At 60.2% G+C, this 23,929-nt stretch carries 22 protein-coding genes and 2 pseudogenes; 8 read left to right on the top strand and 16 right to left on the bottom strand.

The genetic code is table 11. The annotated features are described in order from the left end of the window. Window positions 1–5 precede the first annotated feature (5 nt). Window positions 6–1,331: a TolC family protein gene (locus ACUDAL_RS11205; RefSeq protein ID WP_234245954.1), complete on the bottom strand. Its 1,326-nt coding sequence runs from the start codon at window positions 1,329–1,331 to the stop codon at window positions 6–8. A 50-nt stretch (window positions 1,332–1,381) separates the two neighbouring features. On the opposite strand from ACUDAL_RS11205, the gene ACUDAL_RS11200 reads away from it, so the two are divergent. Further along, the gene (locus ACUDAL_RS11200) at window positions 1,382–2,155 is read left to right on the top strand and encodes a hypothetical protein (protein ID WP_444678189.1); all 774 of its coding nucleotides are present in this window, start codon (window positions 1,382–1,384) and stop codon (window positions 2,153–2,155) included. Here the strand turns inward: ACUDAL_RS11200 and ACUDAL_RS11195 are convergent. The 7 genes from ACUDAL_RS11195 to ACUDAL_RS11165 form a co-directional block, all read right to left on the bottom strand. Continuing rightward, window positions 2,152–3,024 carry a copper resistance D family protein gene (locus ACUDAL_RS11195; protein ID WP_234245948.1) on the bottom strand — a complete coding sequence of 291 codons (873 nt, stop codon included), beginning with the start codon at window positions 3,022–3,024 and terminating at the stop codon, window positions 2,152–2,154. The two genes, ACUDAL_RS11200 and ACUDAL_RS11195, sit on opposite strands and share 4 nt — an antisense overlap. 9 nt (window positions 3,025–3,033) lie before the next feature. Continuing rightward, a complete protein-coding gene (locus ACUDAL_RS11190; RefSeq protein WP_234245945.1) occupies window positions 3,034–3,399 on the bottom strand; it encodes a copper resistance CopC family protein in 366 nt (121 codons plus the stop codon). A 73-nt stretch (window positions 3,400–3,472) separates the two neighbouring features. Further along, window positions 3,473–4,045 carry a DUF2231 domain-containing protein gene (locus tag ACUDAL_RS11185; RefSeq protein ID WP_234245943.1) on the bottom strand — a complete coding sequence of 191 codons (573 nt, stop codon included), beginning with the start codon at window positions 4,043–4,045 and terminating at the stop codon, window positions 3,473–3,475. Window positions 4,046–4,533: 488 nt separating this feature from the next. Continuing rightward, window positions 4,534–5,253, bottom strand: a complete 720-nt coding sequence (locus ACUDAL_RS11180; protein WP_444678188.1) for a response regulator transcription factor — start codon at window positions 5,251–5,253, stop codon at window positions 4,534–4,536. Window positions 5,254–5,615: 362 nt separating this feature from the next. After that, entirely contained in the window at window positions 5,616–6,932 is a 1,317-nt protein-coding gene (locus tag ACUDAL_RS11175; protein ID WP_444678187.1) for an ATP-binding protein, read from the bottom strand. Between the two features lie 544 nt (window positions 6,933–7,476). Further along, a complete protein-coding gene (locus tag ACUDAL_RS11170; RefSeq protein ID WP_444678186.1) occupies window positions 7,477–7,899 on the bottom strand; it encodes a hypothetical protein in 423 nt (140 codons plus the stop codon). 131 nt (window positions 7,900–8,030) lie between these two features. Beyond that, window positions 8,031–9,043 (bottom strand): IS630 family transposase gene (locus ACUDAL_RS11165; RefSeq protein WP_234245936.1). Its coding sequence is split into 2 segments (ribosomal slippage): window positions 8,031–8,656 and window positions 8,656–9,043, totalling 1,014 coding nucleotides; the frame shifts between segments, so codons are not numbered across the junction. 64 nt (window positions 9,044–9,107) lie between these two features. Here ACUDAL_RS11165 and ACUDAL_RS11160 point away from each other — a divergent pair. After that, window positions 9,108–9,260, top strand: coding sequence for a transposase domain-containing protein (locus tag ACUDAL_RS11160; RefSeq protein WP_422674304.1), 153 nt, complete (start codon window positions 9,108–9,110; stop codon window positions 9,258–9,260). Between the two features lie 105 nt (window positions 9,261–9,365). Here ACUDAL_RS11160 and ACUDAL_RS11155 read toward each other — a convergent pair whose 3' ends face one another. Then, the gene (locus ACUDAL_RS11155) at window positions 9,366–10,505 is read right to left on the bottom strand and encodes a DcaP family trimeric outer membrane transporter (protein ID WP_444678185.1); all 1,140 of its coding nucleotides are present in this window, start codon (window positions 10,503–10,505) and stop codon (window positions 9,366–9,368) included. 185 nt (window positions 10,506–10,690) lie between these two features. Between ACUDAL_RS11155 and ACUDAL_RS11150 the strand changes: the two are divergent. Further along, a pseudogene (locus tag ACUDAL_RS11150) lies at window positions 10,691–11,002 on the top strand (transposase); the annotation flags it as partial. A gap of 165 nt (window positions 11,003–11,167) precedes the next feature. Here ACUDAL_RS11150 and ACUDAL_RS11145 read toward each other — a convergent pair. From ACUDAL_RS11145 to ACUDAL_RS11135, 3 genes are read right to left on the bottom strand one after another with little or no spacing between them, the layout of a single operon-like run. Beyond that, complete coding sequence (locus ACUDAL_RS11145) at window positions 11,168–11,977, bottom strand: heavy metal sensor histidine kinase (protein ID WP_444679364.1); 810 nt, start codon at window positions 11,975–11,977, stop codon at window positions 11,168–11,170. Further along, on the bottom strand, window positions 11,902–12,591 hold the full coding sequence (locus ACUDAL_RS11140) for a hypothetical protein (RefSeq protein ID WP_444678184.1): 690 nt from the start codon (window positions 12,589–12,591) through the stop codon (window positions 11,902–11,904). Before ACUDAL_RS11140 ends, ACUDAL_RS11145 begins: the two co-directional genes overlap by 76 nt. After that, window positions 12,591–13,268, bottom strand: a complete 678-nt coding sequence (locus ACUDAL_RS11135) for a heavy metal response regulator transcription factor (protein WP_086511142.1) — start codon at window positions 13,266–13,268, stop codon at window positions 12,591–12,593. Before ACUDAL_RS11135 ends, ACUDAL_RS11140 begins: the two co-directional genes overlap by 1 nt. 208 nt (window positions 13,269–13,476) lie before the next feature. Here ACUDAL_RS11135 and ACUDAL_RS11130 point away from each other — a divergent pair, with 208 nt between their 5' ends. The 5 genes and pseudogenes from ACUDAL_RS11130 to ACUDAL_RS11110 all read left to right on the top strand — a co-directional run bounded on the left by ACUDAL_RS11130 (window position 13,477) and on the right by ACUDAL_RS11110 (window position 20,261). Next, window positions 13,477–13,893: a hypothetical protein gene (locus ACUDAL_RS11130; RefSeq protein WP_444678183.1), complete on the top strand. Its 417-nt coding sequence runs from the start codon at window positions 13,477–13,479 to the stop codon at window positions 13,891–13,893. Between the two features lie 146 nt (window positions 13,894–14,039). Beyond that, entirely contained in the window at window positions 14,040–15,281 is a 1,242-nt protein-coding gene (locus tag ACUDAL_RS11125) for a TolC family protein (RefSeq protein ID WP_444678182.1), read from the top strand. Beyond that, complete coding sequence (locus tag ACUDAL_RS11120; RefSeq protein WP_086511139.1) at window positions 15,278–16,738, top strand: efflux RND transporter periplasmic adaptor subunit; 1,461 nt, start codon at window positions 15,278–15,280, stop codon at window positions 16,736–16,738. Before ACUDAL_RS11125 ends, ACUDAL_RS11120 begins: the two co-directional genes overlap by 4 nt. 11 nt (window positions 16,739–16,749) lie before the next feature. After that, a pseudogene (locus ACUDAL_RS11115) lies at window positions 16,750–19,715 on the top strand (efflux RND transporter permease subunit); the annotation flags it as partial. 15 nt (window positions 19,716–19,730) lie between these two features. After that, complete coding sequence (locus tag ACUDAL_RS11110; protein ID WP_444679363.1) at window positions 19,731–20,261, top strand: copper-binding protein; 531 nt, start codon at window positions 19,731–19,733, stop codon at window positions 20,259–20,261. Between the two features lie 58 nt (window positions 20,262–20,319). Here the strand turns inward: ACUDAL_RS11110 and ACUDAL_RS11105 are convergent, their stop codons facing one another. The 4 genes from ACUDAL_RS11105 to ACUDAL_RS11090 are packed head-to-tail and all read right to left on the bottom strand — an operon-like array spanning window position 20,320 to window position 23,869. Beyond that, window positions 20,320–20,952, bottom strand: a complete 633-nt coding sequence (locus tag ACUDAL_RS11105) for a response regulator transcription factor (protein WP_086511136.1) — start codon at window positions 20,950–20,952, stop codon at window positions 20,320–20,322. Beyond that, window positions 20,949–22,529, bottom strand: coding sequence for a PAS domain-containing sensor histidine kinase (locus ACUDAL_RS11100; RefSeq protein ID WP_444678181.1), 1,581 nt, complete (start codon window positions 22,527–22,529; stop codon window positions 20,949–20,951). Before ACUDAL_RS11100 ends, ACUDAL_RS11105 begins: the two co-directional genes overlap by 4 nt. Next, window positions 22,529–23,188, bottom strand: a complete 660-nt coding sequence (locus tag ACUDAL_RS11095) for a 2OG-Fe(II) oxygenase (protein WP_444678180.1) — start codon at window positions 23,186–23,188, stop codon at window positions 22,529–22,531. The genes ACUDAL_RS11100 and ACUDAL_RS11095 overlap by 1 nt, the downstream gene beginning before the upstream one ends. A 36-nt stretch (window positions 23,189–23,224) precedes the next feature. After that, window positions 23,225–23,869, bottom strand: coding sequence for a CoA pyrophosphatase (locus ACUDAL_RS11090; RefSeq protein WP_103970125.1), 645 nt, complete (start codon window positions 23,867–23,869; stop codon window positions 23,225–23,227). Window positions 23,870–23,929: the final 60 nt, after the last annotated feature.

The following is a 23,929-nucleotide window of genomic DNA, read 5'->3' as shown; positions in this document are numbered from 1 at the left end:
GGTCGTCAGTCGCGCCCGCCGGGCAGCCGGCCGGCAAGGATCTGATGAAGTTCGGCATCCGCTCGCCAGTAGCGGTAGAGCTCGTTGACGTATTGCTCGCCGAGCTCGATCTGCTGCTGGCGGGCGAGCAAGAGCTGCGGAACGCCGATCTGCATGGCGTTGTACTGAAGCTGCGACTCGCGGGTAATGCGCTCACGCAGCGGCAGGAGCAACTCTCGGATGAGCGCCACCCGCTGCGCGGCCAGTTGCCGGCGCAGGTAGGCCTCGCGAGTCACCGCCCTCACTTCGACTGCGCGGGCGACGTAGAGGTGCTGCTGACGGCCGATCTCCTCGCGCGCGGCGGCCCGCCGCGCTTGGCCGCGGTCGAACAGTGGTAGGCCGATCGAGATCTCCGGGCCGGCGGACCAATCGCCGCCGTCACGCTCGGCCTCGACACCCACCTCAAGCGCCGGTACGAGTGTCGTCGCGTTGACGATCCCTAACTGCTGGCCTAGCGCCTCGAGCTGTCGACGTGCGATCTGCAGATCGAGGCTGGCCTCGATTGCCCGCGCTTCGACCGCCTCGATCGGCGCGGGTTCTGCCGGCACTTCAGGTAGGCGGTCGGCAATCGTCCACGTCGTCTGCGGCCCCCACACGCCCATCAAGACATTCAGCCGCTCGCGCGCGGTGATCAGCTCCACCTCGGCCTCGGCTTGCGCCAGGCGCGCCTCCTCGTGCAGCGCCCGCTCCTCCGCGAGTGAGAGCGCGGTGATATTGCCCGCATCGCGAAGCCGCTGGGAGAAGTCCAGCGCAAGCCCGGTGGCCTGCACGATCTGCTCGCGCATCTCCAACCGCTGCTGGGCCGCCTGCACACCGTAGAAGGCCACGCGCGTGCGATAGGCATGATCCAACACAGCACCGGTCACCCGCTTCTTGGCCGCGTCGAACTGCGCCTCAGCAACCCGAGTTCGCAGCGGGATGTAGAACACCTCGAGAAAGCCCTGGCTCACGCCTAGCGTGAGCTCCGAGGAGCCGCCGTTGAGCGGGAAGAGCACGCCGGCGTTGAACACAGGATTCTGCAAGAGGCCCGCCCCCACGACTTCGGCCTGCGCCACGCCGAGATCGGCATAGACGGCTTGAAGGTTGCGGTTGTTGAGCAACGCGATTTGGACTGCCTCTTCGACGTTGAGCGCGTCGCGCTCGAGGATCTCACGAACCGCCGCGGCGACCTCTTGATCCTCTTCCGTGCCACGGATCCATTGAACCTCAGGCAGGCCAAGCTCCGCCGCCTCGGTACGGACTTCCGCGAAGCCAGCACGCGGCTCGATCGTGGCACAGCCTGCCAGTAGCACCAGGGCACCTGCGACGGACACTATCCGAATAACGGGTCGAGCCATAATTAGTGTCCTCCGTGGTTACGGTGGCCATCATGGTCCATGTCACCGTGGTCCATGTCACCGTGATCCATGTCGCCGTGATCCATGTCACCGTGATCCATGTCACCGTGGTCCATGTCACCGTGGTCCATGTCACCGTGGTCCATGTCACCGTGGTCCATGTCACCGTGATCCATGTCACCGTGATCCATGTCACCGTGATCCATGTCACCGTGATCCATGTCGCCGTGATCCATGTCACCGTGGTCCATGTCACCGTGGTCCATGTCACCGTGATCCATGTCACCGTGATCCATGTCGCCGTGATCCATGTCACCGTGATCCATGTCGCCGTGATCCATGTCACCGTGGTCCATGTCACCGTGGTCCATGTCACCGTGATCCATGTCACCGTGATCCATGTCGCCGTGATCCATGTCACCGTGGTCCATGTCACCGTGGTCCATGTCACCGTGATCCATGTCACCGTGATCCATGTCACCGTGATCCATGTCACCGTGGTCCATGTGATCGTATTCATGCATGACGCCGGGTTCGCCGGCGCGCGCAGCCGAATCGATCGGCGGACGGTCTCGGAGCACGTTGGAGGCTTGCGGCATCGGCGCCTGGGGCCCCTCCACGCTCGCCGGATGGGCGGCGCTGAGCGGTTGCGGCTCGTAGGCGGTCGCACAGCCGGCGAGGGCCAGCGGCAGGGCAATCAGAAGCCCTTTGGAGCTGAGGTGTCGGTATTTTTTATGCGCAGCATCAGGAGTATCCTTGTCGTTAAGTCCGATCGCTAGCCGAACGGCGAGAAGTACGTGGTCAGCATGGTGGTGGTCAGCAGGATCAGCAGCGCGAGAACGATCTCGAGGGCGATCACCCCCTTGAGCGCGCCAGCCGCCTGCCCGCCGCCCGCCATCAACCCAGGCACCAGACGGAAACGGTTGAGCGCCGCCAGCAAAAGCAGCGCAGCGACCAGGGCGAGCTTGATCATCAGCGTGATCCCGTACGCGGTCTGCCAAAGCGCCGCGAGGCTGTCCAGCAGCAGGACGGTAAGCACCACCCCGGCCAGCACCAACGCGCCGACCAGGAACATCGCGATCACCCCGAAGCGCTCGAGAATCGCCGCGGCCCGCGCGTGTTCGCCCGATCGGACAACAAGCAGCAGCGGCCAAAGCGCCCCCAGCCAATAGGCGGCGCCCGTGAGGTGAATCGCGACCAGGCTGCGTCCGATCACCGCATCGTATACCCCCGCGTGGCCGGTCACGGTGAGCGAGGCGAGCACGAACAACGCGCCGGTGCCGCTAAGCCAGATGCCCAGCGGGTGACGACAAATCACCAGCACGATCAAGGCGAAACCAAGTGCCCGCATCAGCACGCTCACCCCCACCGGTGAAAGGGCGAGCATCCCGAGCAGAAACGGATCGAACATCCCGTCGATACCGCCGCCATTGAGGTAGCCCACCCGCACGGGGATGGCGAGCGACGCCACCGCAAGCCCAATCATGGCAAGCACGAGCGTCGCCCGCGCGATGCGGGCGCGCTCGGCCGCCGTCACGCCGGAGAAGAGCAGGAGAAACAGCACGCCTCCCGCCGCGAAGAGCCCGGTCGCGTAGGTCAACAGCTGAAGCGCGAAACTTGCCAGCTGCCATGCGGTGTCAGCGCTCATCATCCGGCCTCATCGCGCCGCCGCAACGGTGAACTCGACGTTCCCCGACATGACGTGCCCATCGACCGCCATGCCCCGCCACTGCACGACGTAGTGGCCGGGCGCGAGTTCGGGCAGCGCCAGACTGTGTTCGGAGCCGAGCCGGTTCGAGGTGTCGAGGCTCACCGCCTCGCCCTCATGGGGACGCAGCATCACCGAGGTCAGACGTAGGGTGTGGCCGAACTTGAGCTCGAGCTGCTCAGGCACTGCCTCGGCGCTGAGGGTGGCGCCGTCCTTCGGCACCGACCCTTGGAACGGGGCGTGAGCCTGCGCGGTGGAAACCGCGAGCAGCCAAATGGCCAGGGCGAGCGTGCTGAAGAGCTTCGTGTGTTGCATGATTCGTACTCCTCCTTGTCGATTCGATAAGGCACGGCGCTGCCGCGCGGTTGGCGTACTTGATCGGTCCTGCTCAATGCGCGTGGGGGTGATCGTCCTCCTCCGGCGCGTCGGCCGGTGCGGGGTGGCCCAGCGGTAAGATTCCCATCTCCGGAGCATCGGTCTCAGCGTGAGCGCCGTGCTCGTGGTCGTCGACATCGGGCAGCCGCTCCACCCCGACACCGTAGCGGAAGACCACCTCCGCTCCCCGGTGTCCAGTCACCGTGAGCAGCACCGCGCCGATCAGCAGCGCCACCACGAACAGCCGGGATTCGCGCCGGTTACTCAGCAAACGCGTATACGCCGCCCACACGACCAGGATCACGAACACGACGAAGGTGGTCAGCGCCCAGTTGCGGTGGACCGTCATCGCCTCATGCGCCGGCGCGTCGTGTACCACGGTGTTGTAGGCCTGCAAGCCGGTGAGCACGGTCAGCACAGTGAACGCGGTTCCAAGCCACAGGTTCCAGCGCGCGACCAGCCGCGTGCGCTCGGCCCACTGCTCAGGGAGCACGAGCGCGACGAGGTAGAGCATGACCGCCGTGCTCAGAAGCCCGGCAGTGAAATTGACGAATATCGGATGCCAGTTCGGGATGATCTCCGGCATGTGAGCCTCCTTATTCTTACTCTTATGACCCGCCGAACCCTAGGCCAGTTATGTGAAACACAAAGATAACTGGCTTTTTTGAAATAGAGCTGAACAGCATGCATGGATTGGAAGCCATAGCAGACTGTCAGAGCGATCAGGTTAGTTGACATTAAATATTTGTATCTAGGTGCTGCGAGGCAAGGCTGGACTACACCGGATCTTGAGCTTGCAAATCGGCGGGGATCGCCAGAATGCTTGCAGCTCGACTCGATACCATTCAATCCCCGGCAATTCGTCTAGTCAGACCGTGTTACATTGCGCTGTCTCAATTCTGCCTTCCACCTCAAAATTCTGACAATAAACCGCACCCGCACCTAGAAAAATCGCACGCCACAGCAGTTTTAGATCATGGATAAGCACTTGAGAGGGGCATTCATACTCCTTGCCGATGGCTGGACTTGAACCCGCAAAGCTTTTGAAGCATGACATCTTTATTCCCATTTCAGTCAATGCGATACAAAGAGATACCCTTGACCGCGACGAGTCTGGATATATTCCTTGCCGAGTCGACGTCGAAGCCGGCTAATATATACCTCAACCAAATTCGGATCAGCAGCATCTTGCTCCAGAGAGTACAGCTGATCAAGCAATTGTAATTTAGAGTACACTCGATCCGGGTGCCGCATCAAGTAGCGCAATAGACGATACTCAGTAGATGTTAACTCTTGCCAGCACCCACCATTTACCGACACACGTCGAGAAAACTCATCCAACTCGATACCGTTGACAGACAATATGTTAGCGACCCCACCCGATCGACGCCGTATTAGCGCATATATCCTGGCCATCAATTCAGACATATGGAAAGGTTTGGTTAAATAATCATCGGCCCCTCCTCTCAACCCAACAACTTTATCCTCCCATGTATCACGAGCCGTAAGAATTAAAATGGGAAGCTGCCACCCTTGCTTTCTCCAGCGCTCAAGCAGCTCAAGCCCAGAACCATCAGGCAAACCAAGGTCAATAATTGTTAACACGTAACTTTCAGTAGACATTAACGACTCTGCCTCACGTATACTGGCCGCCCAGTCCACGACGTAACCGTCTTCTTTAAGCGTATCCTTCATACTTTCGGCCAACAAGTCATCATCTTCAAGCAATAACAGCTTCATAATGCAGCTCTCACGGACGATGGCGGCATAGGTGCTCGGCGCATTGAGATACAAGGATAGACCTGGTCTTCCTTCAGCGACGAAATTGGACGCTCATAAAAGCCTTTGTGAATCGCCAGCACCTCACACCGTATGGCAGTGGCAGGATTAGCCTCTGCCATCTCTCCCTGAGAATAAGCATTATCCATTACCCGACAATTAACTCTAGCCAGGCTCAGCCGCAGCGTTGTCGATCCAAGAACAACGGCTGCACCACGCTTGGTGAGACATCTGCACACTTGGCGAAATAACCGGTAGCTAGCTAAAGACAAATTGTCAGCTTTCGAGCTGGCCATTTTGGGCTCCGTCAGGTAGTAGCACTATAGGCCAGCATGACCGCACTTCTTGAAAATATCCTGAAACGGCGCCAAGAAAGCTCAGCTGACGGGCAATGTGATCTCTACCAGCAAACCTCCAAGAGATGAATTCTGAAAGCTCACCTGTCCGGAGTATTGCCCGACCAGATGCCGAAGAATTGACAGTCCCAAACCATGACCCGGCCGAGCCTCATCGAGGCGGAAGCCTCGTTGTCCTAACCGATCCAGCTCGCTTTTGGTCACCCCAGGGCCGTCATCTTCGATCAAAATAGATAGATAGTCACCATGAAGTATGCGGCAGCGTATCTCTCGAGATGCCCATTTGCCGGCATTGTCTAACACGATTCCCAGCATCTCAGTAAAGTCTTGACGCTCTATGTTTGTAGTAGCCGGCACAGAAGCGGCAATTTCGAAGCAGAAATCGCAATGGGGATAGAGTGTTGCGAACATCTCGATCAATTGCTCGACGTCACGCCGGAAAAATGCTCGCTGTCCAGCACTGGGGCCTGCAATCCGGGAGCGCTTCAGCTCGCCCTCTAACTGGGTATTCATGTTTTCGAGTCGTCGCAGCATTTTCTGTCTACGCTCGGGGTCAATGGGACGCGAGCCTCTGAGAACTTGGATTGTAGCGGCTAAAGGGGTCTTGAGGGCGTGGGAAAGGTTGGCCAACGACTCACGTGAGCGTTGGAGACGTCGCGCATGCTCGTCCATCACCTGGTTGAGCTGCTGGACAAGACCGTCTAGTTCGGAAGGTATTTCGATTTCTAGGCGCTCACGCGCTCCTGAGCGAAGCTCTTCAATCTGTTTGCGCAATCGATAAAGCGGGCGAAGAGCACTTTTGACTGCTATCAAGTTCAGAGTGATGAGTAGAACTAACAGCAGACTGGCAACGCCGCCCACCCACCAATGCAGGGCCTCTAGCCCGGCCTCGACTTTACCGAAATCCTCACCAATCAGCAGCACTCCCGGACGATCATCCATCTCAAAGGTCTTTCGGTACACCAGCAAATGGCGATCGCTCCAAGCCACATCCACGAGCGCATCTTCTTGGCCCTCAAGTAAGGGTGCAAGCTTTGTCAGCCAGTGTGGGTGAGAAGTTGTTATTTCATCGTCTAGCTCCAGAACGTAGAGATGGTGAAACACCTGCAGAACGGGGACCTTCGCTTCCTGCCATAAGTGGCGGGAGAGATGCCCCTGAGCTAACTGAAGCAATGTATATTCCGCTTCCTGCTTTAACCGCTCGCCGAGAAAGCTTCGTGCAAGGTCATTCAATAAGATACCGTGCAATAACCAAGTCAGGCCAACAATGACCAGTGCTACGCCGCCAAGCCATACCAGGAGGCGAAAGCGAAGACTTCGAAGATCAACGTAACGCAAAGATTTAGCCCTGTTCTGTTCGCATCTGGATTGCTACCTTATCCAAGGTGTGGTTCAGTCGTCCGATATATGCATCAAATAGATTCGGGGAGTACGCTTCCTGCCTCTTTGGATAGAGCTGTTCAAGAACTTGAGGCGGGGAGAGACACACCAATGACGATTCTACCCCCAATCTCCTCCAGAGCCAAGAATTGCCTCAATTTTCCAGCTCGTCTTCTACGCCCAAATTGTCAACACTGACCACATCATCCAGCAGGCCGAGAGAGGCAGCACGTGATGCGCTTGTTGCTTTGATAGGCACGTGGCACTTGGTAACACGCTGAGTCCGTGCCTGTACCAGCGGCTGCTTTAATTACTCGCAGCGGCGAAGCACCTTCGCCAGCTTGAGGAGTTGCTCGGGAGAGAGGTGGGGTATTTTGACTATGCGCCCGGCCCCGCGTGATTAATCACGCGGGACCGGGCCGCCATTAACGCACAGCCATGCATTAACTTTAGCGCATGATCAGCCTGTGCCTAAACTTGCTGCTCAATGCAGCTCGATCGATTAGTAGCTCACGTGCAATTCATACCGGTCACGCATTCCTTCTCTTTTAGCACCTGTCGACGCACCACTAACTTCTAACACATAATTACCAGGCTGCACTTGCCGCTCGATCTTGAAATGGCCTCGAGGGCTTGTCGCCTCCTCCACTAGCCGACCTGAATCATCATACAGCCTAGCGGTTATACGCACCCCCACGCTTGACTCGCCAGGAAAGTGATCACTAGCCACCCTCAGGGTGGTCGGTTGATCAATATTAATCTGAAAGCGTTGCGGATGGCCTGGCGATGATAAAATATAGGAAGACGATATGCCGCTATCCAGCATGGGGAGTTCCCGATCGGCCCCAGCTCCAAAGCCTGCCATGGCAGGTGCTGAAAGCAGGCTAGCCAAAACAATTCCTAGAGCAGCTACTTGAAGTTTCATGTGAACATCTCCTCCTTGGTGATTTAAATCTCATCCTAACAGTCATCCTTGAAAATTAGCTGAACGCAAGCAGGGCCGAAGCTACCTCCGACGGCATTCCAATGAACCTGCCCAGCAACAGTGGTAAGTGATTATGCAAAATTAATCGTGCGCTCTGTTCCGTAGTCTCTGAGCAGGAGCTGTACCTCCTTGCAGAGCCGATCGAACGATAAGTAGGCTCCCAAGGGTAGCCAGTAGTATTTGACCTGCCGCCACAGAATCTCGATCAGATTCAGCTCCAGCGAGTAGGCCGACAGGTAGACCAGATGCACGCGATATGACATCCACTCCAGAATCTTACGCTTGAAGGCCTTGGAGCGATGCATGCTGGCATTGTCTAGCACCACCACAGCGAAGGCATCGGGGTCTTTCTGGGCGACAAACTGATCAAACGCCTTGATGACCGTGTCGGTGGTGACCGTCTCGATGGTGGTGTGGTAGACCAGCTTCCCTTTTCGGCTGAGGAACCCCAACACGTTCAGCCGTCGGCTATGTGAGTACGCGGTCACTTCCCAGGGCTTGCCCATGGGGCTCCACGCATAGGGCACCGATGAGGATTGCGAAAATCCCGACTCATCAAAGTAGTACAGGTCATGCTCGCCTTGGTCTTCCCTCTCCTGCAGTGCTTTCAGGAGGCCCTGCGTATTGCGGAAATCGGCTTCATCACGGCGGCCCTTCAGAGAGTGCCGAATGCGCTTGAAGCTGTTGTCATTTTTTTCAATGCCCGGCGCAAGGTGTCCGTGCTGAAGTTTTTTCCGGTCTCCTCCTGCAGCTGTGCCTGCAGGGTGCGTAGTTGGTGAGGGTGCTCCTCCACCAAGGCTTGCAACCGCGCTCGATCACTCTCATCCAGAATGGGGTGTCGGCCACTACGCGGCTTGTCGACGAGCTCGTCGAGACCGGAGGCTTCCCACTTCTGAAACCAGATCGTCAGGGTATTCCGCCCGACCTCCAAAATGTCGCTGATCTGGGTGATGGTATAGCCTTGATTACTCAACAGGATGGCATGTGCGCGGCGACGCAAGGCACGCTTTTGCCCGTACTGATGGACCTCTGCCAACGCTTGTCGATCGGTGTCTGTCAGCGAAGAGATGAAGCGCCGTGCCATGGTACCGTCCTGGTTTGATATCCCAGCTGACAGTATGCATGAAAATATCTGCCTAGGCACTTAGCTGTGCTGGTGCAGGGCCTGCCCTGGCAGCGTCTCGTCGCCGGGCGCCAAGCTGAATGGCCATGAGCCCTACACCTACCTGAATGGCGTGCTGGTACGGCTGCCGACCCAGAAGGATCTGATCATCCAGGATCCTACAGCTAGCAGAGGTTAAGTCATACAGACGATTTAATCATCGGGCACTGCACCAATGCGCAAAAAGGCTTGGGAGATTTCCCAAGCCAATCGATCAAAACAGGTTTTCGCGAACAAAATCTAGCTAGAAACTATATTGCGCAGCCACCATGATACGGCTCGCATCTCCCCTTTCGCCTCGAAGCTCCGTCTCGTAATAGCCGTATTCCACCCCATACATCAAGCGATCAGTGGGTGTCCACATCAGGTTAAGGAACGCATTCCGATTAACTCTATCAGCATTTCCACCCACGGCCTCATCACCTGGGTCGACATCTGTAAACCCTGAAGTAGCATTCATGGCTAAGTGTGGGGAAATCTGATAAGAAAGGCCGACCGACGCCCCCTTCCCGGAAAGGGTCTGCAGATTTCCGTTAGAGTCAATATAGGCATCAGCGCCATTAAACAACCCGCCTGACAAATAAAGGTAGCTATTTGCGCCTTCACTGAGGTTAACCAAACCCCGGATGGTTAGTGGGCCAATATCGTACGCTCCCGCAACAAAGCCCCCATACCCCATCGTAGTATCTTTCTCGTTTCCAGTATCATATTTCAGCTGGCGTGCAACGCCAGCCACGGAATATGAAAAATCCCCAATATTGTCTTCGTAACGCAAAGTCAATGCCGGCATGGATGATACAGCATTGCCATGTGCCTCTAGTGAGTCGTCCGCATTTGGAGCTAGCTGTACTTGTGGGGCTTCTAAAGCGACAGAGAAGCCTTCAGTAGTATAGCGGAGCTGGTTAAGGCGCGACCCAAAACCGTTACTTCCCGCCGTGCCAAAAAAATTCACAGTCGGTGTGGACGCCACAAAAGTGTTGTAATTAGACCAGTTCTGTCCTGCCAAAATGCCATTCCATGACCCAGAAGCAAGCCTTAATCTAGCATTGCTAGCATCATCCCAGTCCCAAAAATCGAACTCGAATACAGTATCAATCGAACTTCCAGCTGCGGGGGTACTTGTTCGAAAACCAAGTCGACTGGTGTTCGCAGCCATTCGAAACTGGTCGCCAATCTCGTTGTCAGATTTTTCAACCCTTTCGAAATAGGTTTCGTTAGCCGGACCTGCCCGATCGAAATTGTAAGCCATGTTCAATCTGGCGAAGCCATAGATAGAGGCTGTCGTGTCTCCCGCCACTTGGATGTCTACTGCCGAAGCAGAAGGTGCACCAATAGCAAAGGCCAAAGCCGTCATGCTAGCCCAAGATAGCTTGTTATTTTTCATAGCTTGATCCCATTGTTATTTCAGATAGTCAATCTTGACATATCGAACTTACAACACAGAGCTGAACATAACCTGAACAATCTCTCCCATTAAAGAAACACTGTATCAATCCTGCCGCGGCTGCCTGGCAGCCAGCGGCGGGGTAGAATTCGGCTCTCTTATCATCGCCTGATCAGAGCCGCCCGATGAAGCAGATCTCGTTCGCCCAAGCCGAGCACCAGAACAAGAAGAAGGTCACCCGCCACGAGCGGTTCCTGGCCCAGATGGAGGCGCTGTCGCCCTCCTATTTCCCGAACGTAGCCTGTAAGCGAGGGCGTCCGCCGATCGGCTTGGAGCGCATGCTGCGCGTCTACTTTCTCCAGCAGTGGTATGCCCTGGCCGATGAAGCGCTGGAAGACGCCATCTACGACAGCCAGGCTATGCGCGACTTCATCGGTATCGACCTAGCCATCAAGAGCGTGCCGGACGCGACCACGCTGCTGCGCTTATTGCTTGAAGTCAGGAGTTTGAGGCCGCCCGGCCAGAGTTATTCTCCCAAGCGGGTGATTAATCACACTGGACCGGGTACATCGGCTTCTTCTGTTTCCGCTGACTCCGTGGGTTGCACGACGGGGCTATTTACAGCGAATCGACCAGTAGAGCTGGTCATGGACTTTTGCCAGTCACTCGTCATCAGCGTCGGCGCCGTGACGGTGTGATGCACCTTGCCTGCCGGAGCGTGACAGGGTGAGGCAGAAGGTAGTGAGGCCATCCTGCGAATGGACTGCAACGTCTCCACCATGAGCCTTGATGATGGATTGGGTGATGGCGAGCCCCAGCCCTGCTCCTTCGCCATGGTGGCTGCGGATGTTGTCGGCGCGGTGGAAGCGCTCGAACAGTCTCGGTAACTGATTGGCGGGAATGGTCTCACCAGGATTGCTGACACACAGCCGCGCCATGTCCCGAGCCTGGGTGATCGTGATGTCTATGGTACCGCCAGGGGAAGTGTGCCGCACTGCGTTCGAAAGCAGGTTGGCAATCGCGCGGCGTAACATCAGGTGGTCGCCGGTGACCGTAGCGGCCCCATTAAGCTGCATCGTGACCTGCTTCTCCTCGGCAAGAGCCTCGTAGAATTCCAGCAAAGCGTCTACTTCCCGCTCCAGATGCACCGGCTCGGCGGGATTGGGCAGCAAACCATGATCGGCCTTGGCCAGGAACAACATGTCGGCGATCATTCGCGCCAGCCTTTCCAACTCCTCCAGGTTGGAGTGCAGTGTGTCCTGGTATTCCCCTGTGCTACGTGGTCGTGACAGGGCAACCTGGGTTTCGGTAAGCAGGTTGGACACCGGGGTACGCAGTTCATGGGCGATATCCGCTGAGAACTCGCTGAGGCGCTGAAAGTCGGCCTCGAGCCTGTTCAGCATGCCATTGAACGCATTGGCCAGTTCGAGCATTTCCGGTGGGGTGGCTTGCAGGTCGAGGCGCTCACCCAGGCGCTCAGCTGAAAGCCGCTTGGCCGTTGCCGTGATCCGCTTGAGGGGGCCAGACCTTGACGTGCGACCAGCCAGCCGAGCAATGCCGTCAGCAGGGCGGCAAGTGCAATGCCCGTCCAAAGATAACGTCGAATGTCCTGGAGAAAGTGGGCATGATGGGTGATATCCAGGCCCAGCAGGACGCGTACCGGTATGGGCTGTGCAAGAGGAAGGAGCTGCTGAACTTCATGGCCAATGAATTCGTGGCCGGCCACGCTCCAGCGAGCGCTGGGTGAGCTGACCTCTCCATTCTTTACTGGCTCGAGAAAGTCCGGTTGGTAGGCGTAGAGTATTTGTCCCGCTTCATCGCGGATGGAAACGGAGAGTGTGGCATGGCTCGTCAATAGGTCGTCGAGATATCTGGGCAGTGTATTCAGCGCGGCAGGGCTATCGACTCGATCAAGCAGGTTCTCGATCATGTTCAGCTTTGCTGTCAACTCCATATGGTCGATTTCGTCGAAGTGATCCCGAATCAGGTACTCGAGCCACAGGCCAAGCAGCAGCAGCAGGATTGCCACCAGCAAGGAGTAGAGTGTGGCCAGGCGGGCCGTCAAGGAACGTGGGTAAAGGCTCATTAGCTATTTCCCGGCTCCAGCACATAACCCATGCCGCGTACGGTCCGGATCAACTTCTCGGGGAAGGGACCATCGACCTTGGCGCGTAGCCGTCTGACGGCTACGTCGATGACGTTGGTATCGCTATCGAAGTTCATGTCCCACACCTGCGAGGCTATCAGTGAACGTGGCAGAACCTCTCCCTGGCGGCGAATCAAGAGCTCTAGCAGGGCAAACTCCTTGGCGGTGAGGTCGATACGTTCGCCGGCTCGAGTCACACGCCGTCGCAGCAGGTCGAGTTCCAGGTCGGCAGCGCGGAACACTTCCGGCTCACGTGCCTTGCCGCGCCTGAGCAGGGAGCGAATCCGCGCCAGTAGTTCGGAGAAGGCAAATGGTTTGACCAAGTAGTCGTCTGCGCCGAGCTCGAGCCCCCGCACTCGGTCGTCCACTTCGTCTCGTGCCGTCAGAAACAGCACGGGTACGTCCTGCCCTGCGCGGCGCACCATCTGCAGGATGGTCCAGCCATCCATCCCGGGCAGCATGACGTCTAGAAGCAACAGATCATATGCTTCGTTCTGGGCCAGGTGCAGGCCATCCAGCCCATCGCGGGCGAGGTCGACGACGAAACCGGCTTCTCTAAGGCCTTGAGCCAGGTAGTCACCGGTTTTTGGCTCATCTTCAACGATCAATATCTTCACAAAGCCTCCGTCAACCTGCTCCGATCGAAAATGACAAAAATGTCATTTTCGAGTCAGTTTCCTGTCCGCTACTGCATCGTACTATGCCTACATGAACAAGCAACAAGGGGGATGAGTAGGCTGAGTGGTTACTCTATCACGCCCGAAGTTGAAATTTACAGTCCTAGTGTTTGCATAGCTTAATTTTATCTGAAAAGTGAGGTGTATCATGATCAAGAAAATTGCTCTTACCGCTGCCGTTGTCAGCATGTTCTCTCTGCCTGCCTTTGCTAGTTTTGGCACTTCTGCATCAAATGGAAATATTCTGCAGGAGGGCAGCACGCCCAGCACCATTATCAACACCGGGCAGCCGCACACTTATCAGCTGAACCTGGATCAGGCCGCAACGGTCAGGATCGCCAGCAGCCACTTTCCAGGAACACAGACCCCCATGCTGCCCATGAGCGCCCAGTTGATCGATGCTCAGGGTAACACCGTGAAGGAAGTCCGTTCTTCAGGTGGAGAGTTCGAAATTCGCGAAGCCTTGCAGGCGGGTCAATATCGCCTGGTAGTGTCAGGAAATTCGGCGCCGGGTGGCGATGGTTGGGATGCTCATCGCTACAGCCTGCACGTCGCTTTCCAATAACACTATTCCAAACCTTGTAGTTAAGACTGGCCGGCTCGAGCTGGCCAGTTTGGTAAGTAATGTCAGACGGTTTGGTTGATCATTTATAAAGAATATAACGGGGTGTCGTTTTTTAGCAGCACTCTGGCGAGCGTGGAGGGTGGCTCATGGCATTTCGATTACCAACGATGCTCGCAGTGTTGCTGAGCACAGCATTTCTATTACCTCTCTCGGCACTTTCAGAGCAAGTGTTATCGCTCAGTGAAGCGGAACGACTTGCTCTCATCGACGACCCAGCCACGCTGCGTTATCGAGAGCTGGCGGAGGCTCGCCGCGAGGCCGCCATCTCAGTCAGACAGCTCCCTGACCCCATGCTGATCATGGAGGTCATGGATGTTGCAAGAGATGGTATTTCCATCGATGACGATTCCATGACCCAGCTCCGTGTGGGCGTGCGCCAGACCTTCCCTCGAGGTGACAGCCGTCGGTTGGCTAGCGAGCGGGAATCGGCCATGGCCCAGGCGGAAGCGGCGCGAAGCAGCAATGCAGAACTGGCTGCAGTGCGCGCCGTACGGCGCTCTTACCTGGTGCTTGCCGAGCAGCGCGCCATCCTCGGCGTGCTGGAGCAGAGCCAGCCTTTGTTCGAGGACCTGCGTGAAATCACTGAGCGCGAGTTCGCTTCCGGCTTTGCCGACCAGCAGGATCTGCTGCGCGCCGAGCTGGAGCTGAGCCGATTGCATGACCGCTTGTTGAATGTCCAGGCGCAGGAGGCAGTAGCACAGGCTCAGCTAGCGCGCTGGGTGGGTAATGAAGCCCTCTCGCGCCCCTTGTCTCTCGACCTTCCCGAGCTGGCCGAGCCCGCGGGAACCTTGCTGGCGCATCCACTGCTGGATGCCGAGCAGGCCGTTATCGATGCCGGCAACCATGGCGTGGAACTGGCTCGTCAAGGATACAAACCGCAGTGGTCGGTCGAGCTGACCTACGGTACGCCGACGCAACGGGGCATGGGCATGCCGGATCGCATGTCGGCGATGGTCATGGTCGACCTGCCGCTTTTCACTCGTCAGCGCCAGGATCGCGACCTATCGGCCAGCGTGCATCGACGTGAAGCCGCCCAGTATGCCTGGGATGAACAGGCCCGCGAGTTGCAGCGCCAACTGGGAGAGAGCCAAGCCAGATGGCAGCTGCTGAGCGAGCGTGAACGCCGTTATCAGCAGCTTCTGCTGCCCCAGGCCAGGGAGAACGCCGAAGCCGCCGAGCATGGGTATCGCAACCGTACGACGGATTTCAATTCGCTCGTGCGCGCCCGCCTGACCGAACTGGAAACACGCATCGAGGCCGTGCGTATCGGCACCCAGCGCCGCCTCGAGCAGGTGGATCTGCTCTATCTGTTGGGAGAAAACGCATGAAGGCATTGGCTGTTATCGTCCTGCTGGGGGCAGGGGCGGCGGCAGGCGCCGCCGCGGTGATCTATTGGCCGGATTCACATGCCCATGTCGCGCAAGCGGCGGGCGCGGCCAATGGTGAGAGGCAGGTCCTCTACTACCGGCATCCCCATAACCCTTCCGTGACCTCTCCCGAACCGCGTAAGGATGAGATGGGCATGGATTTCATTCCAATCTACGCGGGTGATGGCGACGCGACGCCCGGCACCGTGAGCATCAGCCCTGTCGTTCAGCAGAACATGAACGTACGTATCGGCTCGGTGGCTCGTGGCGATCTGGCGCGCCTGGTCGAGACAGTCGGCTTCGTCGACTACGACGAATCGAGACTCAGCCATATTCACCTGCGTACCCAAGGCTGGATAGAGGATCTCAGCGTAAGAACCACCGGCGAGCGGGTAGAGGAGGGGCAGCTCTTGTTCCGCCTTTATTCGCCGGAACTGGTCAATGCCCAGGAAGAGCTGCTGCATGTCATGCGGCGTGGTGGTAGCCCAGCTCCGGCACGGGAGCGCCTCAGGGCGCTGGGGATTAGTGCCGCCGAAATTGCCGAGATCGAACGGGCCGGCCAGCCGCGCCGACTGATCTCCGTACGGGCGGGGCAGAGTGGGGTAGTGGAGTCGCTGAACGTGCGTGAAGGCATGTATGTCACACCGGGCACCGAGGTGATGACCATTGCCGACCTCTCGCAGGTATGGGTGATTGCCGACCTGTTCGAGCATCAGGTGGATGCCGTGGCTCGAGGTGACGCCGCCCATGTGAAGCTGCCATTCCGCCCGGGCGAGCGTCTCGAGGGCAAGATCGACTATATCTATCCGAGCCTGAACAGCCCGACGCGAACCGTTCAGGTTCGCCTGGCCTTCGACAATCCCGGTGAGCGACTCAAGCCGGGAATGTATGCCGATGTCCAACTGACCACTCGACCGCTGCAGGGCGTCCTGTACCTGCCGGCCGAGGCCGTGATCCGTACCGGCAGGCAGGACCGCGTCATCCTGGCGCTGGGTGAAGGGCGTTTCCAGGCGCGTGAAGTTCAGGTAGGGCGTCGTGCCAACGGCGACCTGGAGATCATCGAAGGCCTCAAGGAAGGAGAGCGCGTGGTTCTCTCCGGCCACTTCCTGCTCGACTCCGAAGCGGCAGCCAGCGCTGAGCTGGCGCGCATGACCGAAGCCGAGGAGGAGAGCGCCGACGACGACATCTGGGCCGATGGTCGTCTGCTTGGTATCGATCGCGACGCCCGCATGTTGAACGTCGACCATGAACCGATCCCGCTATTGGGCTGGCCGGCAATGGTCATGGACTTTGCCATGGCTGATGGGCTCGAGCTCGATGGGCTGCACGACGACATGCCGATGCGCTTCCGCATGCGTGAGCGCGAGGAGTTCGTCTTCGAAATCACCGCTATCGAGCCGCTGGCTCACGACCACTGAGGAGTCGTTTCATGATCGAAAGGATCATCACGTGGTCGTTGCATAATCGTCTGCTGGTGCTCTTGGTGACGGCTATTTTCGTCGTCTGGGGGCTCTTCACAGCCAGGCAAATGCCGCTGGATGCCATCCCCGACCTCTCCGACGTCCAGGTGATCGTGCACACCAGCTATCCCGGCCAGGCACCTCAGGTGGTAGAGGATCAGGTCACCTACCCGCTGTCGACGGCCATGCTGGCCGTGCCCCAGGCGCGGGATGTGCGAGGTTTCTCCATGTTCGGTGATTCCTACGTCTACGTGCTGTTCGAGGATGGCACCGACCCCTACTGGGCACGCTCTCGCGTGCTGGAATACCTGAGCCAGGTGGCACCCCGCCTGCCGGCTGGCGCCACGCCGGCGCTGGGGCCAGATGCTACCGGGGTGGGCTGGGTCTATCAGTACGCCTTGGTGGACCGCAGCGGTAAGCTCGATCTGGCGGATCTGCGCTCACTGCAAGACTGGTTTTTGAAGTTCGAATTGCAGTCCGTGGTAGGCGTTTCCGAGGTCGCTACGCTAGGCGGCATGGTCAAGCAGTACCAGGTGGTGCTCGATCCGCATCGGGCGCGCGCTTATGGCCTGACACTTGCCGGCATCCGTTCGGCCATCGAGGGCGCCAACCGGGAGGCGGGCGGTTCGGTTATCGAGATGGGTGAAGCGGAATACATGGTTCGCTCCCGTGGTTATCTGACCGGCATCGAGGAGCTTCGCCTGGTGCCGGTTGGCCTTGGCGGTGACGGCACTCCAGTACTGCTCGAAGATGTGGCCGAGATCCGCATCGGCCCCGCTGCCCGCCGCGGCATCGCTGAGCTGGATGGCGAGGGCGAGGCTGTGGGAGCCCTGGTAGTCATGCGCCATGGCGAGAATGCGCTTGCCACCATCGAGCGTGTCAAGGCCCGCCTCGAAGAGCTGCGGCCGAGCCTGCCGGAAGGCGTCGAAATCGTGGAGACTTACGACCGCTCAGTACTGATTCAGGAGTCGGTGGACAACCTGACGGTCAAGCTGTTGCAGGAATTCCTCATCATTGCGCTGGTCTGTGTCGTCTTTCTGCTCCATTTCCGCTCTGCTCTGGTGGCGATCGTTGCACTGCCGATCGGCATTCTGGCGGCACTGATGATCATGCAGGCCAAGGGCATCAACGCCAACATCATGTCGCTGGGCGGCATTGCCGTGACCATCGGCGCCATGGTGGATGCCGCCATCGTCATGGTGGAGAACCTGCACAAGCGACTGGAAAAGGCGCCGCCAGGGGAGGATCGCTGGCATACCGTGGCGGAGGCGGCCAAGGAAACAGGGCGGCCGATCTTCTTTGCGCTGTTGATCATCGTGGTCAGCTTTCTGCCGCTCTTCACTCTCCAAGGGCAAGAAGGCCGCATGTTCCAGCCCTTGGCCTTTACCGGTACCTATGCCATGGCAGCGGCGGCCGGGCTGGGTATCACCCTGGTCCCGGTGCTCATGGGCTATCTGGTGCGCGGGCGTATACGCCCTGAGTCTGCCCATCCGCTGAGCCGCATGTTGATCGCCATCTACCGCCCCGGGCTCGATGCCCTGCTGCGCTACCCTTGGGCAACCATTGCAGCAGCAGTGTTGGTTGCCGCCAGCGTGGCCTACCCGGCCAGCAAGCTTGGCAGCGAGTTCATGCCTCAGCTCGACGAAGGCGATCTCATGTATATGCCGTCGCTGGAACCTGGCGCCTCGATTGGCAAGGTGCGTGAATTCGTGCAGCAAACCAACCGGTTGATCATGTCGGTGCCGGAAGTGGAAGGGGTCTTTGGCAAGGCAGGGCGGGCCGATACGGCCACCGACCCGGCCCCCATCGGCATGCTGGAAACCGTCATTCGCTTCAAGCCACGCGACCAGTGGCGCGATGGCATGACCAAGGCCGATATCATTCGCGAACTCGATGAGGCAGTCAGTTTCCCGGGGGTGGCCAATGTCTGGGTGCCGCCGATCAAGACGCGCATCGACATGCTCTCGACCGGCATCCGCTCGCCGGTGGGCATCAAGGTGGCTGGATCCGACCTGGCAGAGATCGAGCGTGTTGGGCGGGAGATCGAACGCGTGCTCCAAGATGTGCCGGGTACAGCGTCGGCGTATGCCGATCGCACCGCCGCCGGGCGTTACGTCGAAGTGGATATCGACCGGCGAGCCGCCGCGCGCCATGGCGTCAATGTCAGCGACCTTCAGGCCATCATTCAAACCGCCGTCGGGGGATGAATGTAAGCGAAACCGTCGAGGGGCTGGAGCGCTACCCCATCAACCTGCGCTATCCCCAGGACTGGCGCGACTCGCTGGAGAGTCTGCGGGATCTACCGGTGATCACCTCGGCGGGGGCCTACCTTCCCCTGCAGGCGCTGGCACAGGTGGACATCGTGGACGGTCCGGCCATGATTCGTACCGAGAACGCACGTCTCAACGGCTGGGTGGTGGTCGACATCCGCGGGCGCGATATCGGCTCCTATGTGGCCGAGGCGCGGCAACGGGTGATGGAACAGGTCACGTTGCCTGCCGGGTACTCGGTGACCTGGTCAGGCCAGTACGAGTACATGGAACGGGCCAAGGAGCGCCTGCAGTGGGTGGTCCCGGTGACCATCGTGCTGATCTTCCTGCTGCTATACCTATGCTTCCGTAACGCTGCCGAGACTTTCATGCTCATGGGTTCGCTGCCATTCGCCGCCGTCGGTGGCGTGTGGCTGCTCTACTGGCTCACCTATGACGTCTCGGTGGCCGTGGCGGCGGGTTTCATCCTGTTGATAGGCCTGGCAGCAGAGTTCGCCGTGGTGATGCTGATGTATGTCCGCGGGGCAGTGGAGCAGCGGCGGCCCCGTACCCGAGGTGAACTGCGTGAAGCGATCATCGACGGCGCGGTCATGCGGGTACGTCCCAAGGCCATGACCTCGCTCACGGTGGTGCTGGGTCTGAGTCCGCTGCTGCTGGATTCCGGCCCAGGATCCGAGGCCATGCAGCGTATTGCCACGCCCGTGGTCGGCGGCATGATTTCTGCCCCCTGGTATCGCTGCTGCTCATTCCCGTTCTTTATTGGCTATGGCAGCGACGACACTTCCCCGAGTCCGTCTCATCCGAGGCTGCGCTCAGCAACTCCAAAACCGAAGGAAACCTTTGATATGAAAAACAGTATGCTTCAGTTGGTGGTCGTGATGGGACTCATTATGGCAGCTCCGGCAGTGGCGAGCAGTGATCATGGACATGGCAAGCACGCGGCTCATGGTGCTCAGACTGGTCATGAACATCAGGAAATGCGCACGGCGGAAGGTGTCGGGATCGTACGGTCGATAGCGCAGGATGGCAGCAGTGTGCTGGTAGCACATGAACCTATCGCCGAGCTTCGCTGGCCAGCCATGACCATGGAGCTGGCGCTGGCAGATCCGGCGCTGGCCGAGCTGGTGAATACGGAAGACCAGATCATCTTCGTACTGCGTCAAACCGGCGAGACCGACTACGAAATCGTCTCTCTCGAGACCATCGACTGAGATTGGGTGCGCTACCAGCAAGAAGCCGGACGGCCGCTCTCTTCGGAGGCGGCCGTTCTTACTTCGGCAAGGGCTCCACCAGCCCCAGCGCCACGCAGAAGCGCACCAGCTCGGCCAGGTTGCCGGCACCCAGCGCCTTCATGCCTCGCAGGCGGTAGATCTCCACCGTCTTGGCGCTGACGTCGAGGCGCTCGGCGATCTCACGGCTGGTCAGGCCCTCGGCCACCAGCACCAGGATTTGGCGCTCCTTGGGGCGCAGGGCGTCGTAGCGCGCGCGCAGGGTGTCGATGCGCTCGCTCACGGCGCGCTGGCGCCGATACTCGGCGAGCGCCTGCTGCACGGCGTCGATCAGCTGCTGCTGGTTGAAGGGTTTCTCGATGAAGTCGAAGGCGCCGGCCTTGAGGGCGGCCACCGCCATGGGCACGTCGCCGTGGCCGGTCATGAAGATCACCGGGGCGCTGTCGCCACGCTCCAGCAGGCGCTGCTGTACCTGCAGGCCGGAGAGACCGGGCATGCGTACGTCGAGCAGTACCGCATCGAAGCTTGCCGGGTCGGCGGCGAGAAACGCCTCGCCGTCGGCAAAGGCGCGCGTGGCCAGGCCTACGGAGTCGAGCAGCCAGGCCAGCGAGTCGCGCAGTGCCTCGTCGTCGTCGACCACGGCGATACGGGGGGCACGAGTAGGCTCGGTCACGGCTGGCTCCGGGGCGGCTTGCTGCGGTGGATGGGGCTTGGTTCGGCCAGCAGTGTACCGGTAAAGGTGGCGCCCTCGGAACCGTCGGTCAGTGCCAGGCTGCCGCCCATGGCTTCCATCAGCGAGCGGCTGATGGCAAGGCCCATGCCGAGGCCCTCCGGACGGCTGGAGTGGAACGGTGCGAAGATGGCCTGAGCGTCGTCGTCGGTAACGCCGGGACCCTGGTCGCGGACGCTGAAGGTCACCTCACGCCGGCCGCTGCGTCGTGCGCGGATCTCGACCCGCACGGCGGCAGGCCGTTCGCGGCTCGCTTCCAGCGCGTTGAGCAGCAGATTGACCAGCACCTGCTCCAGGGCGATGGGGTCGGCCATCACGCGGGGCAGCGTTTCCGGCAGGTCATGGGTCAGGCTCACTCCGGCCTGCTGGTACTGCCACTCGCACAGCCGGCAGGCGGCATCCACCACCTCGAACAGCACCACCGGGCGCGGGCGGGTCTGCCCCTTGCGCACGAAGGTGCGAATGTGACGCAGCCGCTGCGCCAGCCGCTGTACCTGGGTGTCGATCCGCTCGAGGGGCAGCGCGAGGTCGCTGGCCGGGCGATTCGGATCGGCACGGAGTTGCAGCAGCGCGCCGCTGACGTAATTGGCAATGGCCCCCAGCGGCTGGTTCAGCTCGTGGGCGATGTTGGAGGCGAGCTCGCCGGTGGTGGCCAGCCGGTTGGCGTGGGCGATCTGTTCCTGATGGCGTCGCGCCTGGGCCTCGGCGGCCTTGCGCAGGCCGATGTCGCGATTGAGCAGCGAGAGGTGGTCGGGCTCGGCGCCGGGGCCGCGGTGGGCCAGTACCACGCTGAGTACCGGCACCGGCCCCTTGGGGCCCGGCATCTCCAGCTCGCCGCTCCAGGAGCCGTAGCGGGCCACAGCGGGCAGCACGATCTCTCGCAGGATGGCAAGCGAGCTCGGGGTATAGGCCCGCTCGAGCCGGGCATCGAGCCCTTCGCGCGGCAAGCCCAGCAAGCGTCGCGCCGCCTCGTTGGAGTAGAACAGCCGCTCTTCGCCGTCGCAGAACAGCACGTAGTCGGTGGTCGATTCCACCACCCGGGCCAGACGCTCGCGATTGGCCTCGGCGCGAATGCGCCGGCCCACGTCGCGGGAGACGCAGAGCACGTCGATCAGCTCGCCGGTGGCCGGGTCGCGGCGGGTGCGGCTGGTGGTCTCGAACCAGACGTAGTGCCCATCCTTGGCACGGAAGCGGTAGGTCTGCTGATAGAAGCCGTCGTGGTAGTAGACCCGCGGCGACTTGTTGAGCAGGTCGGCGAGGTCGGATGGGTGGAACAGGTCGTAGGCCGAGACGCCGATCAGCTCCTCGGGCTCGTAGCCGAGCAGGTCGCGGGCGGCCTGCGAGGCGTAGAGGAAGGTGCCGTCGCGGGCGTGGCGCGAGATCAGGTCGGTGGTGCTCTCCGCCAGCCAGCGATAGTGGCGCTTCTCCTCGTCGAGCTCGGCGATTCTCGCTTCGAGAGCGGCCTTGTGGGCCTCGAGTTCGGCCAGCCGGGCGCGCAGCGCCTCGCGTTCGTCGGCCATCAGCGCGCCGGGTCCACCAGGCCGCCGAGCGAGGCGTTGCGCCGGAACCAGCCGGCGATGCTGGCTCGCGGCAGGCGGGTGGGCAGCACCTCGTGGGGCACGGTCTCGGCGAGAAAGCAGGCGAAGTTGCCGGCTTCCGGGCGTACCCGGGCCACTTCGCGTTCCGGTTCGTCGGCGGCGAACATCGCCATCTCCCCGCCGCCGTCCGCCGGCCAGGCGGGGTTGAGGTAGCCCACCGTGGAGACCACCCGGTTGGCGCGTCCGCGAAAGCTGTCCAGATGCTTCTTGTAGAAGGCCCCGGGCGGGTAGTGGGCAAAATGCGCCTCGTATTCGAACAGCCCCAGGAACAGCGCCTGATTCAGTTCGCGCTGCAGCTCGCCCATGGCTTCGAGGTAGCGGCGCTGGGCCAGGCTCTCACGGTCGAGCCAGCGGATGGCGTCGCCGCGGATGTCGCGACGCAGCTGGTGCTCGTCGCCGCGGCCGATGCCGGCGGCAGCCAGGGCGTCGCGCTCGGCCATTTCCATCAGCTCCCGATGCAGCGCCTGGCACAGCTCGGCGTCGAGAAATCCCTCGCCGACGAACCAGCCCTGTTCGACCAGGGCATCGACCAGCTGAGGCAGGGCATTGGCCGCAAAGGCCGGGCGGGTGAGCAGCGACATGAATGCGACGAACCTCCAGGAAGGCAGGCAGCAGGATCAGGAGCGGCGCGTGGCGGTATCCGGACTGCGCAGCAGACGTTCGGGAAAATAGCATAGCCGACCCTGCGGCGGCTCATCGAACAGGCTGATGGGACGCTCGAAGCCCTCCGCCAGCAGCTCCACCAGCATCATGGCCGAGAGCCCCCAGATCACCTGGCCCTGGGTGTGGTAGCTGGGCACGTAGTGGGGGCGTCCGTTGACCGGAATCACGTCGGTATGGTGACGGCGGTCCTCGAGGAACAGCTCGAGCGGCACCTCGAAGATGGCGTCCAGCTCGGCGGGGTCGGGCGTGAGCGGCAGGTCCGGCGGGATCAGCCCCACATAGGGCGTGACCAGAATGCCGTGCAGCGAAATCACGTCCGACAGGCGGCCGAGCAGCTCGACCCGCTCCGGCGGCAGGGCGATCTCCTCGTGGGATTCGCGCAGCGCGGTGAACAGCAGGTCGCGGTCGGCCTCCTCGCGCTTGCCGCCGGGAAACGCCACCTGGCCGCTGTGCGTATTGAGATGCCCTGCACGGCGGGTGAACAGCAGCGTCGGTTCGGGGCGCTCGACGATCGGCATGAGTACCGCGGCACGCGGCATGTCGAGGCGCAGATGGCGGGGCTCGTGCGCTTGCAGGCGCTTGCGAAGTTTCTCTAACATGGGGTTTCCGTCGGGTTTGATTCCTTCTACCCGGGGGCCTTTGCCGACGTCAAGCCTGCC

The sequence above is a fragment of the Halomonas sp. E19 genome (assembly GCF_052439355.1).
In the GTDB taxonomy this organism is placed as follows: domain Bacteria; phylum Pseudomonadota; class Gammaproteobacteria; order Pseudomonadales; family Halomonadaceae; genus Halomonas.
This window is presented reverse-complemented; position numbering and strand designations above follow the sequence as displayed.

Excerpts from the sequence above, each read along its gene's own strand:
- ACUDAL_RS11185 (WP_234245943.1), bottom strand. The coding sequence starts at position 4,045 with ATGCCGGAGATCATCCCGAACTGGCATCCGATATTCGTCAATTTCACT.
- ACUDAL_RS11120 (WP_086511139.1), top strand. The coding sequence starts at position 15,278 with ATGAAGGCATTGGCTGTTATCGTCCTGCTGGGGGCAGGGGCGGCGGCA.
- ACUDAL_RS11195 (WP_234245948.1), bottom strand. The coding sequence starts at position 3,024 with ATGAGCGCTGACACCGCATGGCAGCTGGCAAGTTTCGCGCTTCAGCTG.
- ACUDAL_RS11125 (WP_444678182.1), top strand. The coding sequence starts at position 14,040 with ATGGCATTTCGATTACCAACGATGCTCGCAGTGTTGCTGAGCACAGCA.
- ACUDAL_RS11130 (WP_444678183.1), top strand. The coding sequence starts at position 13,477 with ATGATCAAGAAAATTGCTCTTACCGCTGCCGTTGTCAGCATGTTCTCT.
- ACUDAL_RS11190 (WP_234245945.1), bottom strand. The coding sequence starts at position 3,399 with ATGCAACACACGAAGCTCTTCAGCACGCTCGCCCTGGCCATTTGGCTG.
- ACUDAL_RS11140 (WP_444678184.1), bottom strand. The coding sequence starts at position 12,591 with ATGAGCCTTTACCCACGTTCCTTGACGGCCCGCCTGGCCACACTCTAC.
- ACUDAL_RS11090 (WP_103970125.1), bottom strand. The coding sequence starts at position 23,869 with ATGTTAGAGAAACTTCGCAAGCGCCTGCAAGCGCACGAGCCCCGCCAT.
- ACUDAL_RS11110 (WP_444679363.1), top strand. The coding sequence starts at position 19,731 with ATGCAGCGTATTGCCACGCCCGTGGTCGGCGGCATGATTTCTGCCCCC.
- ACUDAL_RS11155 (WP_444678185.1), bottom strand. The coding sequence starts at position 10,505 with ATGAAAAATAACAAGCTATCTTGGGCTAGCATGACGGCTTTGGCCTTT.
- ACUDAL_RS11095 (WP_444678180.1), bottom strand. The coding sequence starts at position 23,188 with ATGTCGCTGCTCACCCGCCCGGCCTTTGCGGCCAATGCCCTGCCTCAG.
- ACUDAL_RS11170 (WP_444678186.1), bottom strand. The coding sequence starts at position 7,899 with ATGAAACTTCAAGTAGCTGCTCTAGGAATTGTTTTGGCTAGCCTGCTT.
- ACUDAL_RS11100 (WP_444678181.1), bottom strand. The coding sequence starts at position 22,529 with ATGGCCGACGAACGCGAGGCGCTGCGCGCCCGGCTGGCCGAACTCGAG.